Below are 16,389 nucleotides of genomic sequence, written 5' to 3' on the forward strand. Positions count from 1 at the left end.
CATGCTCATACCGCTTAGCTTTTTCAAGCAAACAATTATGCCTCGATAGCCGCCATCCCGCGCGATGATGTTGGTGCCGTTACCCAGCGGTTTAAACGGCAGCCCGTATCTCGTAAGACAGGTTATCGTATTCTTTAACTCTTCCTGGTCATGGGGGAAACAAACGGCATCGGCCGGCCCTCCCACACCAAAGGATGTATGGCGACTCAGCGGTTCATCGAAAAGCACATCCCCCGCCACCAGCTCCCGCAATTTTTCCCGGATAACCAAATCCAGCATCATCTTCTCCCGTCCAGAAAGGTCTTCCCCACTTTCCAGATGCTCCCGGCGCCCAGCGTCACAACGACATCCCCACTCACGGCATTTTCCTCAAGATAGGCCACTGCGGCCTCGAAGTCGCCAAGATAAACAGCATTTTTCTGCCCCCGGTCTCTTATCCCTGCGCAGAGCAAGGCCGCGCTTACCCCTGGAATAGCTGTCTCGCCGGCCGGATAGATGTCCATCACCAGCAGGAGGTCGGCATCGGCAAAGGCCGTCAGAAACTCCTCAAAAAGGCCCCTGGTCCTGGTATAGCGATGCGGCTGAAAGACCACAATGATCCTCCCTCCCCAGGCCTGCCTCACCGCCGCCAGGGTAGCCCTGATCTCCGTCGGATGGTGGCCGTAATCATCGAGTACAGTAACGCCGCCGATCTCACCCTGCACCTCCAGACGGCGGTGCACGCCCAGAAAGCGCAGCAATCCCGCGGCAATAGCCGGGAAGGGCATGTCCAATTCCCGGGCCACGGCGATTGCGGCCAAGGAATTGTAGATATTGAACAACCCGGGAACATTGAGGGATATCTCGCCCAGCAATTCATCCCGGTAGAAAACGGTAAAGCGTGAACCTCGCCCCAAGTAGGCGATATTTTCCGCCCGGTAGTCCGCCCCGGCGGTCAAGCCGTAGGTAATAACTCTCCTCTTGATCAGGGGAAATATGGTCTGCGCATTCTGATCATCGTAACAGATGACCGTGGCGCCATAAAAAGGCACGATATTGGCGAACGTGAGAAAGGCCTCGCGAATTTCCTCGATGCCGCGGTAATAATCAAGATGTTCCAGGTCAATATTCGTGATTACGGCCAGCGATGGACTCAGTTTGAGAAAAGATCCGTCGCTCTCGTCGGCTTCCGCCACGATGACTTCACCGTCGCCGATCTTGGCATTGCTGCCGATACTGGCCAGCTTCCCCCCGATCACCATGGTGGGATCCAAACCGCCGGTGGCCAGCACCGTGGCAATCATGGAAGTGGTTGTTGTTTTGCCGTGGCTGCCCGATACGGCCACGGACATTTTCATTTTCAGGAGTTCGGCCAGCATCTCCGCCCGGGGGATGACGGGGATGTTGCGCCGGTGCGCCTCCAGCACTTCGGGGTTGTCAGCCTTGACCGCCGTGGAAGTCACCACCACATCCGCGGAGCTCAGGTTGGCGGCCTGATGGCCTGAAAAAATCCGGGCCCCGAGACCGGCCAACCGCTGCGTAATATCCGTGGCAGCAAGATCGGAACCTGTGACATCGTAGCCGAGATTAATAAGCACCTCGGCAATCCCGCTCATACCGATGCCGCCGATGCCCACAAAATGGATGCTTTTTACTTTCCGTCGCATCCCGCTTAATTTATTATGATTATTCATGTGCCTATATCAATCTGATGACCGCTAAGTGCCAGACAGTTATCAACTATGTCGGCCGCCGCCCGGATATTGCCCAGCGCCGCTGATTTTATTTCCATATCCCGCAACAAGTCGCGGTGGTGATAATAAAGATTGATAGTTTCCGCCATTTTCTCGCCTGTCAGGCCCTTTTCCTCGATCATCACGGCCGCCCCGGCCTTGACCATCTCGAGGGCGTTTTTGGTCTGATGATCATCCACGGCAAAGGGGAACGGTATCAGGATGGCAGCTTTCCCGAGCACCGTTATCTCGGCCAGCGAAGTGGCCCCGGCTCGACAAATCACGAGGTCCGCCGTGCGATAGGCCGCCGCCATATCCCTGATGAAGGGCAATACCTCGGCCGAAATCCCGCAGGTACGGTAAACGCCGGCTGCATAAGTAAGATCATCCTGGCCCGTCTGATGGATAATCCTTATGCTCAGCCCCGCCGCGCAAAGATGCGGAAGAGCTCCCAGGACCGCCCGGTTGATGGCGTGGGCGCCTTGACTGCCGCCAAAAACCAGGATCGTAAAGCTGCTCCCTGCTTCCTTTTCCACCCTGTTGCCCACTACAAAATCGGCTCGGACGGGATTGCCCGTGACGAACGTACTTTTCTTGGGGAACCACTTTTTTGTTTCACGGTAGGTCAGAAAAATACGATCGGCGAATTTCCCCAGAATCCGGTTGGCAAGCCCTGGCAGGGCATTCTGTTCCGCCACGGCCGTCTTGATGCCCAGCAAGTGCGCGATAAGCACCACCGGACCGGAGGCGTAGCCCCCCACGCCGATGACGAGCTGCGGACGAAAACTCCTGATAATCCGGTATGATTCCCACATACTGACGGGAAGTTTTGCCAGGGCCAAAAGAACCCGCAAGGGCCCCTTGCCTTTGAATCCTGCTACCAAAATGGCGCAATTGTCAAAACCCAGGCCGTCCAGAATGTCTTTTTCCAGTTTTTTCCCGGTGCCGACAAAGAGGATAGCCGCCGCCTCTCTTTTTATAAACTCCTCCGCAATAGCCACTCCGGGGAAAATATGCCCCCCCGTCCCGCCTCCCGCAATGATGACTTTGAAACCCTTGCCTGCCATCTGTCACCTATAAGAAGATATATTCATCAATATGCCCACTGCAACCAGACTCATTACCACCGATGAACCGCCATAGCTGACGAAAGGAAGCGCCAAGCCCTTCACGGGGATCAGACCCATCACCCCGGCTATATTCACAAAGGCCTCCACGGCAATCGTCATGGTTAAGCCCGCCGCCAGCAGGGTGCCGAAAAGATCAGGGGCTTTATAAGCAATCACAAAACCGCGCCAGATGAAAATCACAAAGAGCGAAATAATTACGGCCACGGCGATGAAGCCGCCTTCCTCGGCAATAACGGACAGGATAAAGTCGGTATGCGGTTCCGGAAGATAATAGAGTTTCTGCATGCCGTCCCCGATGCCAACCCCGAACGGGCCTCCGGCGCCAAAGGAAATAAAAGACTGAATGATCTGAAACCCCGTGCCCAAAGGATCATTCCAGGGATTGAGCATGGTCTTCAATCTCTCCCAGCGGTAATCGGAACGTACCACCTGCCAGACCGCCAGAGGCAACAACAGGGCCACAAGCCCAGCCAGATACCGAATTCTCGCGCCCGACAGAAAAAGCATGGATAACATGATCATGCCGATGATTACCGCCGTTCCGAAGTCAGGCTGCCGGAGAATCAGGGCCATGATGAACAACGTCACGCACAGCGGTATCAGAAAGCCTTGCTTGAAATCCTGGCGGTTGATCTCCTTTTTTGCCAAGTAATGAGCCAGAAAAAGCACGATGGCCACCTTGACCAATTCGGTAACCTGAAAGTTGAAAAGTCCGAGCCTCAGCCAGCGTGTGGCGTTGTTAACTTTAACCCCTAAATGCGGCACAAAGAGGAGTACCAGGCAGACCACAGAAATGCCCAGCCCCAGATACGCAAATTTGCCAAGTTTCTGGTAAGATGTTTTTCTCAGGATCATCATGCTGATAAGCCCCAGCAGAATGTAAAAAAACTGCCGTTTGAGGAAATACAGCCCGTCTTTGTATCGCTCCAGGGCCGGGATAGAGCTGGAACTGTAGATCATCGTAATCCCGACGGTCAAAAGCAGGAGCGTCACGATCAGCAAAATGGTGTCATGCTTGCTGGGAACCGAGGGAAAATTATTCATCTAAACCACCTGCCACTTTCTGAAAGAAGAGACCCCGCGCCTTGTAATCGGAAAACTCATCAAAACTCGCGCACCCGGGCGACAAAAGAACAATGTCACCCACCGCGGCTTGTCCGTAAGCGGTCAGGATTGCGTCTTTTAACGTATTGACCGCGCTGGTTTTTACAATCCCGCCCAGCGCCCGGCCAATCCTCTCTCTGGCCTCGCCGAACAGAATCAATTCCCGCACCTTACCCTTGAGCAGCGGCGCCAGCGTCTCAAAATCTCCTTCCTTGTCCCGGCCGCCCATGAGGAGAAAAAGGGGCCCGGAAAAACTCTCCAGCGCCCGCACGACGGCGTCCACATTGGTGCCCTTGGAGTCGTCATAGAAGGCCACCCCCTTTTTCCGGCCCGCAAATTCAATCCGGTGCGGCAGCCCCCTGAAATCGGCAATGGCGGCCATAATGTCCAAGCGAGACACGCCGCAATCGCGGGCGGCCAGAATAGCGGCCATCACATTTTCCAGATTGTGCCGCCCCGGGATCTTCACCATATCCAGCGGATAGGTATCCCGGTCTCCGTTGTCGGAAACATGAACGAGCCCTTCCGGCGCCAGATATATGCCCCTGTCAACGGGAGCGGTGGAACTGAAATAAGACACCCGGGCGGCCAACTGCGGCGCCAATAAGCGGGATGATGGTTCGGCGGCATTGATGATGGCCAGCTGCTGGCGGGTCTGGTTGGCGAAGATGCGTTCCTTGACCTGGCGATAGGCATCAAAGGAGCCATGATAATTGACATGGTCGCAGGTGGTATTGAGCAGCGCCGCCACGGCCGGGCAAAAAGATTCGCTCCACTGCAACTGGAAACTGCTCACCTCGACCACGGCGTAGTCGGCATCCTGGGCGCCCGCCGCAAAACCGATGAGCGGGTCCCCGATGTTCCCGCCCACAAATACCCTCTTCCCCGCCTTTTTCAGGATATTACCCGTTAAAGTGGTGGTGGTCGTCTTGCCGTTGGTGCCCGTAATGGCAATAACGGGACAGGACAAAAAGCGATAGGCAAGTTCGAGTTCACTGATAATCGGCGCCTGTCGCCGGAGGGCCTCCTGCAGGAGGGGGTTAGACGGCGGCACGCCGGGGGAGGGCACAACCAGATCAACCCTGGCCAGACAGGAGGGATCATAGGCGACGATTTCCGCTTGGGCGCGCAGATCCTGTCCGTCCAGCAGACGTTCCACTTCGGAGGCGGGCTTTTCGTCCGTCACGAAGATAGAGGCGCCCCGGCCGGCCAGAAACCGCACGGTCGCGAGTCCTGTCTTCCCTAAACCGATGATCAATACTTTCCGTCCCGATAAGTCCATGATTTCCTTTAACGCAATTTTAACGTACTGATGGCCACCAGGGCCAGCAGGATGGAAATGATCCAGAAGCGCACAATAACCTTGGGCTCCGCCCATCCTTTCAGCTCAAAATGATGGTGCAGGGGGGCCATCCGAAAGATGCGCCGGCCCCGGGACAGTTTGAACCATCCCACCTGAAAGATAACGGAGAAGGTCTCCATCACAAACAGACCACCCACAATAACCAGCAGAATCTCCTGCTTGGTCAGCACCGCCATCGTCCCCAGGGCCCCGCCCAGAGAAAGGGAGCCGACATCGCCCATGAACACCTCGGCCGGGTAGCTGTTGTACCAGAGAAAGCCGATGCCGGCGCCGATCACAGCGCCGCAAAAGACACTGAGCTCCCCCACGCCGGCGATATAAGGTATCTGCAGATAATTGGCAATCTTGATGTTGCCCGCCAGATAGGCAAAGAGGAGATAGGTCATGAAAGAAGTAATGGCCGGACCTATGGCCAGACCATCGAGACCATCGGTCAGGTTCACGGCATTGGCCGTGCCCACAATGATGAAGGTGGACAGGAGCACATACCCCCAACCCAGATTTGGCAAAACTGTTTTAAAGAAAGGTATCGTCACGGTCGTGGTGAAGCCCGGCTTCAGATAAAGCACGACGCTGAAAAAAACAGCAATCAGGATTTCGCCCGTGAGCCTTGCTTTCCCGGAAATACCGCAACTGCTGCCGGAGGTGAGTTTCCGGTAATCGTCCATAAAGCCGATAAGTCCGTAACCGACGGTTACCATAATGACAAACCAGATATAATCGTCAAGCAGATTGGCCCAGAGCAGCGTGGAGATGACAATGGCAAAGATGACGAGAATGCCCCCCATGGTCGGGGTGCCTTTTTTGGAAAGGTGGGAGCGCGGACCATCCTCCCGGATCGTCTGACCAACTTGCAGTGACCTTAATTTGTTGATCATCCAGGGACCGACAACAAAGCAGATGATAAGGGCAGTAATGGCCGCATAGATCGTCCGGAACGTAATATATCTGAAGACGTTGAAAAACGAATAGGCGGTGTGCAATGGATATAATAAGTGGTAAAGCATTTTACACCTTCAAATTTTACTGCCCTGCGTCTGCCCGGCCGAATTCGGCACTTATTCCCTAGACAACTTCTTCCATCTTCATGGCTCGTGACCCCTTAACGAGCAGCCATTCACCTTTTTGCCAGGAGGAGCTAAGTTCAGCCACAATATCCTTCGACGTTGCCGGGAAAAAAATGCAGGCCGGAGACAGGCCTCTTTTTTTTGCTCCCGCCGCCGTCATCCGCGCAAAAGCGCCCCGGAGGAACAGGCGATCCACGCCTGTCGTCGCCAGCAGGCCGCCGATTTCCTCGTGCCATGCCTCTGTCTGCCCACCCAATTCCAGCATATCTCCGAGGATCACCGTACCACGGCGGTCCGCTCGCAGCTTCTGCAACGTCATCAATGCCTCCCGGACGGAAACCGGATTGGCATTGTAGGAATCGTCAATCAGGAAACCGCCGTTTTTAAGAGGGATTATTTCCATCCTCCCTGGTACAGGCTTAAAAGACTGAAGCCCCTGGCGGATAACATCCAGCGGGATTGAAAGAGCACTGCTTATTGCCGCCGCGGCTAAAGCATTCATCAAGTTATGGGTCCCCGCCGCGGCCATCTCGACCCGGCCCTTGTCCGATCCGATGGTCAGGGTGAAACCCAGTCCTTGCCGGCTCATGGTCACATCTGCCGCCGCTACATCGGCCTTGCCCCGCAGCCCATAGGTAACACGCCGGCCTGACCGGCGCGCGGCCAACTCCCGCACCGCCTCATCGTCAACATTGACGACCGCCGTGCCGCTCTCCGCGAGCTGACGGAAAAGTTCTCCCTTTTCTTCCTTTACCATGGCAACAGACTTCAGCCCCTCCAGATGCGCCGGGCCGATGTTGGTAATCAGCCCCACATCCGGGGCAGCCAGGCGGCTCAATCGTCCTATTTCACCCGGGACATTGGTTCCCATTTCTACGATAGCCACCTCATGCGCCTGCCTGAGCCTGAGCAGTGTCAGAGGCAACCCCACGAGATTGTTAAAATTGCCTTCCGTCTGCAGCGTATTTTTGATTTGCCCCAGGATTTGGGCGGTCATTTCTTTCGTCGTTGTTTTGCCGGCGCTCCCCGTAATAGCCACCACGGGAATGGGAAATTTTTCTCTCCAGAAATGGGCTACATCCCCGAGGGCGGCCAACGTATCCCGCACACTGATAACCGTCAGAGCCGTCTGCCCCGCAATCTCATTCAACCGGTATTCTTCACCCTCCCTGATCAGCAGACCCGCAGCCCCGCTTCTGACGGCCGCCGGGATAAAATCATGTCCGTCAAACCTCGGCCCCGGCAGGGGGATAAACAATTTTCCGGCCTGCTGCTCCCGCGTGTCGGTGGAGACATCGGCAAACATCTGAGTGGCGTCCCCCGTAAGCAGGGTTCCGTTTGTCGCCGCTATTATCTCCCGGCCGGAATAGGGCATTTAGTACCTCAAATCTTTGTTGCGCCTGACATCCAACGCCTCTCTGGCCACCAGGCGGTCATCAAAGGGGAAACGATTACTGCCGACGATCTGATAATCCTCATGGCCCTTGCCGGCAATCAGGATGGTGTCGTCAGGGGCGGCCAGGCGCACAGCCAGCTCAATGGCTTTTTGCCGATCCGGCAGCAGGGTGTAACTTTTGTCCCCTCCGGCAGCGGATATCTCTTCCGGCAGACACTTGCGCACCGATTTCCCATCTACTCCCGCCTCGATCTCACTGATGATCTGCAGAGGGTCTTCCCCCCGGGGGTTATCGGAGGTGATGATCGTCACATCACTATTAGCGGTGGCAGCGCTTCCCATCAGTGGCCTTTTACCGCGGTCCCGGTTGCCCCCACAACCAAAAACAGTAATGATCCTGCCGCGGCGGAATTCCACGAGATTCTGGAGCACGCGCAGCAGGGCATCGGGAGTATGGGCGTAATCAACGAAAACGGCTGGTTCTGACCGCCGGCTGATCCTTTGCAGGCGGCCGGGTACGCCCGTCAACCCTGCAATGCCACCCCTGATGCAATCTGCGGGCACGCCCAGAACCATGCTCGCAGCGACAGCCGCCAGCACATTGTAGAGATTGAATCGGCCGCTCAACGGGGAGGATATGGCCAGGGTGCCTAGTTCACTGTGGATGATCGCCCTTATGCCTTCCGCCGTCAGCGAAACAATTTCTGCGCGCACATCATTGCCATGCTGCAATCCGAACGTCAGCTGGGACCGGTTGGTCTCTTTAAGTATTCTTTGTCCCCAGGGATCATCACCGTTCACAATCATTTTACCGGGACGCCGCTTCCCCTCGGCGGGCAGGATTTCCCGGAAAAACCGCAGCTTGGCCTGAAAGTAATTTTCCATGGTCTGGTGATAATCGAGGTGGTCCTGCGAAAGATTCGTAAAAATGCCCAGCGCGAACTCACAATCGTCCACTCTCCGCAAATCCACGGCATGCGATGAAACCTCGGCAATCACGTGGGTAACACCCTGATCCGCCATCTCCCGCAGGATCTTCTGCAATTCGAAGGACTCCGGAGTCGTATTCGGCGCCGGGAATACCTTGTCTGCATAACGATAATTTACCGTCCCCAGCACGCCGGTGCGGTAACCGGCCGCCCGGAAGACAGCCTCCAGCAGGTAGGTTACGGTCGTCTTGCCGTTAGTTCCCGTAACGCCGACGAGACAGAGTTCCGCCGAGGGATGCCGATAAAAATTTTTGCCCAGGATGCCTAAAGCGCGGCGGGAATTGGCCACCTCGACGGCCGTCACCCCCGGGGGCGGGATAAAGTCGTTTTCATGGAGGATATAACCGGCCCCGCCGGCCACCGCCTCAGGAATAAAATCATGACCGTCTCTGCTCAGACCGGAAATGGCCACAAAAAGAGAACCACGGCCGCAATTTTTCGAGTCATAACAGACAGATAAAACATCACCCCCCGCTTCACCCTTGATTTTGAGGACATCAATATTTTCCAGGAGGTGTGATAGTTTCACGGCAATCCTTATCAAATCGTAGGGGCGGGTTTCAAACCCGCCCCTGCCCATCAATTAGCAAAAGAAATCGTACAGACAGGAAAATCGCCTATCGGCGTGCCTGCTGACGGTTCCTGGTTTACAGCCCAGCCGGTTCCCTGCGCCTTGATCTCGATTCCTCTCCCGCGCGCCGCTTTCAGGACATCTCTGATCGTCATGTTGCGGAAATCGGGCATCACAGACTCGGTCTCCTCCGTAACAATTGATCCTGGTTCCATAACCACTGAGCGAGTGGATACCAACTGGAGGCCCGTTGCTTTAAGTTCTTCCTTGGGCAGGGGAAGCGCATTTTCCCGGAGGGGATTACGGAAGCAGGTAATGATCTGCTCACCGATATTCTTAAAAACGGGAGCCGCGGCTACGCCCCCCCACATGCCCCGCTGCGGTTCATCAAGCATAACCAGAATGGCCAGTTGGGGTTTGTCGGCCGGGAAAAATCCTATAAAAGATGTCCGGACCTTCTGAGAGGAATAGATATGCCGGGCAAAATCAAATTTCTGTGCCGTACCTGTTTTCCCGGCCACCTCCATGCCGGCGATGCGGGCATTTTTCCCCGTCCCGTCTTCGGCCCCGACCACATCTTTCAGGATGGCCGCCAGCCGTTTTGCTGTCGAGGAGGAGATCACCCGTCTGACCACGGTGGGACGGTAGGCCCTGATTATCTCTCCCTTTCTATCCACAATCGCCCGCACGACAAACGGCTTCATCAGCACGCCGTCATTGGCAATGGCCGACAGAGCGGCAAGCAACTGGATAGGCGTGACGGATATGCCCTGACCGAAGGCGATCGTGGTGGCGTCAACCTTGGTCCACTTTTGTACCGGTCGGAGGAGCCCCGGCGACTCCCCGGGGAGGTCAATCCCGGTCTTGAGACCGAACCCGAACTTGGTAATATACTCGTAAAATTTCTCCTTGCCCAGTCTCTCGGCTATTTTGGCCGCCCCAATATTGCTGGAGTATTTGATGACATCATGAACGGTGAGTATCCCGTGCCGGGACCGTTTTGCCTCATGGATCACGCGGTCCGCCACTTTATAATTCCCGTTTTCGCAATTAACAAGATCCGTTTCCTTAACGGCTCCCTCCTCGAGCGCTCCGGCCACGGTAAAAGGTTTAAACGTCGAACCCGGGTCAAAGCAATCGGTGATGGCCTTGTTTTTTCCGGCACCGGCGCTTGAGGCCGAAAAAGTATTCGGATCGAACCCCATCTCATTGGCCATGGCCAATATTTCGCCCGTGCGGGTATCCATGACAATGACCACGCCTCCCTTGGCGCCTTTATTCTGCACTGCCTCCTTGAGTTGCGTCTCGGCCAGATGCTGGATACGACTGTCTATCGTAAGTATTAGATTGGCACTGTCCCCCTGTGCGGCGGGAGCATCTCCACCGGAGGCATAAATTGTTTTCCTCTTGGCATCCTGCAACACGGTCAGCTTGACAGGACTGCCTTTGAGATACTCTTCAAACCCGCTTTCAAGCCCTTCCAGGCCCGTATCGTCCAATCCCACAAATCCCAGCAGGTGACCGGCCAGGGTGCCGTTGGGATAAAAACGCTTGGGCTCTTTGACGACAAAAATACCCGGGATATTGGCGGCTTCGACTGCTTCTATGGTCCCGGGCGGAACCTTCCTGGCCAGCCAGCAGAAACTCTTGGCGCGGGAAATTTTTTCCAGGGTGGCCTTTTTATCAATATTGAGGAGGGTGGATATATTTTCCGCCGTTTGCCGTGGATTGTTAATTTTCGACGGGTCGGCAAAAACGGACCCGGCCAGCAGACTTGCCGCGAGCTTGGTGCCATTGCGATCGTAGATGACGCCCCGCTCCGGTTGCACGAGCAGAACTTTCGTATGCTGCTTCTTGGCCAGTGTCTGCAGGTACTTGGCCGAAAGAATCTGCAGTTGGAACGCCCTTGATACCAACGCGACAAAAAGCACCACAAAGAACATGAGCAAGAAAAGCGTTCTGAAGTTCAACCATTTCTTTGATGCCTTGTCCATTATGTTGCCCAATATTGAAAACCGTCCGGACGGCCGCTATTAGTAAGTTAGAATTTGCTTTCTTTGCAAATTCACTAACTTACTTACCCCCTCTATGGGGATTTCAAGTTAACCAACTGTTCTCTTTCCGGGTAGGTCATCTGCAATTTTTCTCTCGCAATGGTTTCAATACGCTGCGGTGATTTCAACGTGGCATGTTCGATTTTCAGCTTTTCTCTTTCTTCCAGCAGCCGCTGTCTGTTACCCATTTCCTCGGCAACCTTGTACTCCAGCTCAGTCATGCGTATATGGGGCCAGACATAAAACAGGGGCAGCAACATCACGGCACAGATCACCATGAGGAAGGGAACCTGTTTCAGCCCGAAAACCAATCGGCCGCCATCATGTACGTTATCTATGGTATGCACTGCCGTCGCCATGCTCAAATCCTCTCCGCCGTTCTGAGCCGGGCGCTCCGTGCCCGCGGATTACCGGCTAATTCTTCCGGGCCGGGACGCAAAGGCTTTTTCGTCAGCACTTTAAGCACGGCCTTACGTTGACAAATGCAAACCGGCAAACGGGGCGGGCAGATGCAAGCACCTTCCCGCCCGCGAAACTCATTTTTTACGATTCGATCTTCTAAAGAATGGAAGGCAATAATGGAAAACCGGCCGCCGCCGGCCAAGACTCCTATCCCGCTTTCGATAGCCCGGGGAAGATCAGTCAATTCGTCGTTAACGGCAATTCTGATGGCCTGAAAAGTCCGCGTAGCCGGATGGATTCTTTGCCTGTCATATGCCGCCGGCACTGCCTGACGAACGATGGCGGCCAGCTCCGTGGTAGTCGTAATGGGCGCTCTCGACCTTTTCCGCACGATGGCCCTGGCTATCCTTCCGGCCATTCTCTCCTCGCCATAATCCCTGATGATCCTGGCCAATTCACTTTCCGCAAAATTGTTGACCAGATCGCCGGCGGTAAAACCCTGATAGCTGTCCATCCGCATGTCGAGTGGCCCCTCCTGCGTAAAGCTGAAACCACGCCCCGCTTCTTCCAACTGGTGCGAAGAAACGCCCAGATCCAGAAGAATCCCATCCACGCATTTTATCTTCAACCCGGCCAGGATAGCGGCGATGTCCACATAATTACCCTTGACCAGAATCTTCCGGCGACCAAAACCACTTAGCCTGCTTTCAGCTTCCGCAAGTGCTTCCTCGTCCCGGTCAATACCGATCAGCATCCCCTCGGGCGCCGACTGCTCCAGGATTTCCAAGGCATGCCCGCCGCCGCCCACCGTACCGTCAACGTAAACACCGCCCGCTCTGCAGCGGAGAGATTCCACAACTTCCTTGATCATGACCGGCTCGTGAAATGTCATCCATCATTTGCCATTTGTTTCTTAAATGCCCAGGTTCGTCATATATTCACTGAAACTTTCCGGATTGCTGGCCGCTTTTTGTATTTCGCCTTCGAAACGCTCCTTGCTCCAGATTTCAATGACGTTCAGCATGCCGGCCAGGACAATATCTTTTTCTAACTGCGCATACTCCCTCAAGCTGGGCGGAATCAGGACTCTGCCCTGACTGTCAAAGGTGCAATCAACGGCGCCGGACATGAAAAACCGCTGGAAGGCGCGCACTTCCTTTTTCAGCAGGGAAAGCTGCCTGACCTTCTCTTCAATCACGCGCCACTCATCGTAGGGGAACACCATCAGATACCCGTCCCAGTTCGTAATGACCATGCGGCCGTCGTAATTATCGGCAAACACCTCGCGCAGCCGGGCCGGGAAGATGATTCTACCCTTATCATCTATGGTATGGTAGTATTGACCTCGGAACAGGGACACGGAACTTCCTCCACAATAAACCACTTTCCTCCACTTTGAGGCGACTATAGAGGGGGAAATCCCGTTTGTCAAGAAAAATTTATAAAAAATTTATAAAAATATAAATATTTAATGTAAATGATTTAGGAAGTTAGATACGAGTGCAAGTAATGGGGGAAGTTTTTATTGCTGAAACCCTTAGTGCTATTCTTTTTCTTTACGGTTCTGATACCTGGAGATGGCCTCGTTGTGGCCGGCAAAATTTTCCGAGAACTGGTGGGTGCCGTCTTTTCTGGACACAAAAAAAAGATACCTAACCGCCGCCGGATGAAGGACCGCCTGGAGAGAATCTATCCCGGGATTGGCAATGGGACCCGGGGGCAATCCGCTGATGCGGTAGGTGTTGTATACGTTGTTATTATGGAGGTCATTCCTGGTGATGGTAACGTTAGAACTCAGCAGATCATAAACGGCGGTGGGATCGCTCTGCAGCTTCATTCCTTTTTTGAGCCGATTGTGGAAAACTGCCGCTATAAGCGGTTTTTCCTCGCTATATCCCGATTCCTTCCCGATCATGGAGGCCAGGGTTATGAACTCTGAGAGAGTGAATCCTAATTCCCGGGCGCGGTCCTGCATTTTCGGCGTAACTTTTTTCCAGAATTGGGAGACCATTATCTGGATGATCTCCCTGACCTCCATGGACCGGTCAAAACGATAAGTATCGGGGTAAAGAAAGCCTTCCAGGCTGGAACCCTCTATGCCGAGAGAGGTCAGGAAGTCGCGATCAACGGCAAGGCGCATAAAAATCTTTTCATCTACAAGATTCTTTGATGCCAGCCGGGCCGCAAATTCCTTGATCGTCCAATCTTCCGGAAAGGTGACGGGGTATTCAATGATTTCTCCGCGGACCATTTTTTTGATAATTGCCAGCGGCGTCATGGAACTTGCCAGTTCATATTCACCGGCCCTGATGTGACCGGCGGCATGCTGCGAAAAAGCCAGCAGGTAAAAAAGCCGCCGGTGCTTTACGAGGCTGGCCTCATCCAGAATATCCACGATCCTGCTGAAGCTTGTCCCCTTCGGGATAGCAATCGTATGCGGGACATGACTTTCGCCCAGGGGACTGGCCGCATAATTTAGCAATGACAAACACGAAAAAAGAGGAATGAGCAGCAGAAAAAACAAGACGTACAATCTTTTTTTCCTTGTTATATTAAGCATTTTCATTTGATTATACTTCGATTAGATAATTTCTGTCTGCCGGGCAGACGCATCAAGATAGCCCTGCAGAATCATGCCGGCCGCTATTTTATCAACCACGGCCCTTCTCTTCTTCGCCCGGACATTGCATGATCGAAGAATTTCTTCGGCGTCCTTGGTTGTTAATGCCTCGTCCCATCTGATGATGGGGATGGAAAACCGGGACGTCAGGGCATGGATAAAACGATCCACCTTTTCACACTGGATGCCGACCGTGCCATCAAGACGCAGCGGATAGCCGATGATAATCCTTTCCACGCCGTAGGTTTGAACATAATTAGCGATGGCTGCCAAATCCAGCTTCCTGTTTTTCCTCGCGATCACGCCCAGCCCCTGAGCCGTCACGCCCAGCTCATCACAGACTGCAACCCCTATCCTCTTTTCCCCATAATCAAGCCCAAGCACCCTCATTTTCACAGCCACCCCTATCCCGTTTATCGGAATCAACAATTTCAACGGGCAGATTATCCGTACCGGAGTTTATTTGAGCAACCTTGGCATAGCTGGCTCATTGCAACAGATAGATATCGCTGTTTAAAGTTTATTATTTCACACCATTCGCACTGATTACCTACGCATCAAAAAAGAGTCCAACATTTAAAGCGGCCCTTCCTGGTCCAGGTTGGCATAGCAGATAACACGCATATTGCCGCTCGGATCATCGGGGATAAAATCCGGCCTGATAATCCAGGGCGTTAGACCGTTTCTCATGTAAAAGCTGACCGCCGGATCGGAGGCCAGCACTGCCGTTTCTGGCAGCCGGCCTGTTGAGAAGTACTGGTCCACAGCTTTCCGGAAAACTTCGTTCCGGGGGACTTTCTCCTGGTCATACTGCGTGCTGCCGTTATAGGAAGCCATGCGGCTGTCAATAAAAACTTCGAAGATACCAGCTTTCCTAATTTTTTCAAATACTTCCTGAAGCAGCAGGCTGCCCGTGCCCTGGCGGCGGCGGTTTGGTTTTACGCCCACATTGTAGATAAAGGCGGAGCGGGCATTATCGGCGCAGCAGGATTTACAATTGGAAAATTGCCGAAAGCTTTTCGGGAAACCATCCGGGCCGTCAGCGCGGCTAAAGGGCGAATAACACCATCCGACCATACCCGGCAGGCCCTTTTCGTCCTTGATGGTCAGCAACTTGTGACCATGATGCAACCTTTCCTGTATGACCTCGCGGGAAGCCTGCATGGGGGGTATCCAGATTTCTTGTTCCAGTTCGCAGATGTCATCCAGGGACGACTCATCCAGGAGCACCGCTTCGGCAGTTTCAAATTCCAGGGAAAAATATTTCAAGGCCCGGTCAAAATTACCCCGCTTGCCTGCCAAGGCATTAGCTAAGTAGGGGTTGCTGATTATTTCCGCGCTAAGCTCATAAGGCGGCGGCGTCTGATGATGTTCGGAGCGATGTCCCGGATAGAGATGGGCGGTCTCGGGAAGCATTTTCAGCAACTGGACGATGGTCTGGTAAAAGACATTCCGGTTGCCGCCCCCGTTATAATCGGTGCAGCCGATGCCGCCGCCGAAGATCACGTCGCCCGTGAAGAGATTTTGTCCTTTTTCATCCCAGAAACACAGGGAATCACGGGTATGTCCGGGCGCGGCAATCATTCGGAGCGTTTCGCCTTCCAATTTAAGTTTCAGGCCGTCTATGAGCGGGAAAAGCTGTTTAATCTTGACCCCGGCTGCCGCCAGGGCGCTGACCGATAAAAAGTGCACGCCAATGGACAGGTCGGGAAATTCCCGGAGCCAATCCTTGAGCGCAAAGGTATGGTCTTGATGATGATGGGTAATCAGCAGTGCATCCAACTGCAGGCGCCGTTGCTGCAAATCATTCAGCACGGCAGCGATATTGCTGCACGCATCAACGAGCAACGCGTGCTCGCCTGCCGCCAGCAGGTAGGACATGTTGGGGTTGCGATCCAGAAAGGAACCGGGAGCCATCCACTGGGCGGGCAAGGGGCTGGGATAGGCAATAATCTCCATTGTTAAATTTCCCGCTGCTCCT

15 protein-coding genes are annotated in these 16,389 nt (G+C 54.2%); all 15 read right to left on the minus strand.

Annotated features, from left to right (window positions below; translation table 11 throughout):
• Positions 1-279: FAD-binding protein (locus NT140_11015; protein MCX5832394.1), on the minus strand; the 279-nt coding region annotated here is incomplete at its 3' end.
• A complete protein-coding gene (murC, locus tag NT140_11020; GenBank protein MCX5832395.1) occupies positions 279-1,646 on the minus strand; it encodes a UDP-N-acetylmuramate--L-alanine ligase in 1,368 nt (455 codons plus the stop codon). The genes murC and NT140_11015, both read right to left, overlap by 1 nt.
• A gap of 23 nt (positions 1,647-1,669) precedes the next feature.
• Positions 1,670-2,779, minus strand: coding sequence for an undecaprenyldiphospho-muramoylpentapeptide beta-N-acetylglucosaminyltransferase (gene murG, locus NT140_11025; GenBank protein MCX5832396.1), 1,110 nt, complete (start codon positions 2,777-2,779; stop codon positions 1,670-1,672).
• A gap of 3 nt (positions 2,780-2,782) precedes the next feature.
• A complete protein-coding gene (gene ftsW, locus NT140_11030) occupies positions 2,783-3,886 on the minus strand; it encodes a putative lipid II flippase FtsW (protein ID MCX5832397.1) in 1,104 nt (367 codons plus the stop codon).
• Entirely contained in the window at positions 3,879-5,228 is a 1,350-nt protein-coding gene (gene murD / locus NT140_11035; protein ID MCX5832398.1) for a UDP-N-acetylmuramoyl-L-alanine--D-glutamate ligase, read from the minus strand. The genes ftsW and murD overlap by 8 nt, the downstream gene beginning before the upstream one ends.
• 8 nt (positions 5,229-5,236) lie before the next feature.
• Positions 5,237-6,316, minus strand: a complete 1,080-nt coding sequence (gene mraY, locus NT140_11040) for a phospho-N-acetylmuramoyl-pentapeptide-transferase (protein MCX5832399.1) — start codon at positions 6,314-6,316, stop codon at positions 5,237-5,239.
• A 58-nt stretch (positions 6,317-6,374) separates the two neighbouring features.
• Positions 6,375-7,751, minus strand: coding sequence for a UDP-N-acetylmuramoyl-tripeptide--D-alanyl-D-alanine ligase (locus tag NT140_11045; GenBank protein ID MCX5832400.1), 1,377 nt, complete (start codon positions 7,749-7,751; stop codon positions 6,375-6,377).
• Positions 7,752-9,290: a UDP-N-acetylmuramoyl-L-alanyl-D-glutamate--2,6-diaminopimelate ligase gene (locus tag NT140_11050; protein ID MCX5832401.1), complete on the minus strand. Its 1,539-nt coding sequence runs from the start codon at positions 9,288-9,290 to the stop codon at positions 7,752-7,754. It lies immediately after the preceding gene.
• Between the two features lie 50 nt (positions 9,291-9,340).
• On the minus strand, positions 9,341-11,326 hold the full coding sequence (locus NT140_11055) for a penicillin-binding protein (GenBank protein MCX5832402.1): 1,986 nt from the start codon (positions 11,324-11,326) through the stop codon (positions 9,341-9,343).
• 92 nt (positions 11,327-11,418) lie between these two features.
• Complete coding sequence (gene ftsL / locus NT140_11060) at positions 11,419-11,745, minus strand: cell division protein FtsL (GenBank protein MCX5832403.1); 327 nt, start codon at positions 11,743-11,745, stop codon at positions 11,419-11,421.
• A gap of 2 nt (positions 11,746-11,747) precedes the next feature.
• A complete protein-coding gene (gene rsmH, locus NT140_11065; protein ID MCX5832404.1) occupies positions 11,748-12,680 on the minus strand; it encodes a 16S rRNA (cytosine(1402)-N(4))-methyltransferase RsmH in 933 nt (310 codons plus the stop codon).
• A gap of 21 nt (positions 12,681-12,701) precedes the next feature.
• Positions 12,702-13,148: a division/cell wall cluster transcriptional repressor MraZ gene (mraZ, locus tag NT140_11070; GenBank protein MCX5832405.1), complete on the minus strand. Its 447-nt coding sequence runs from the start codon at positions 13,146-13,148 to the stop codon at positions 12,702-12,704.
• A 183-nt stretch (positions 13,149-13,331) separates the two neighbouring features.
• Positions 13,332-14,321 (minus strand): endolytic transglycosylase MltG, encoded by a 990-nt coding sequence (mltG, locus tag NT140_11075; GenBank protein MCX5832406.1) that lies wholly within the window; start codon positions 14,319-14,321, stop codon positions 13,332-13,334.
• 48 nt (positions 14,322-14,369) lie between these two features.
• Complete coding sequence (gene ruvX, locus NT140_11080; GenBank protein MCX5832407.1) at positions 14,370-14,798, minus strand: Holliday junction resolvase RuvX; 429 nt, start codon at positions 14,796-14,798, stop codon at positions 14,370-14,372.
• Positions 14,799-14,984: 186 nt separating this feature from the next.
• Entirely contained in the window at positions 14,985-16,367 is a 1,383-nt protein-coding gene (locus NT140_11085) for a GNAT family N-acetyltransferase (protein MCX5832408.1), read from the minus strand.
• Positions 16,368-16,389: the final 22 nt, after the last annotated feature.

This window comes from Deltaproteobacteria bacterium (assembly GCA_026388415.1).
Lineage (GTDB): Bacteria > Desulfobacterota > Syntrophia > Syntrophales > JACQWR01 > JAPLJV01.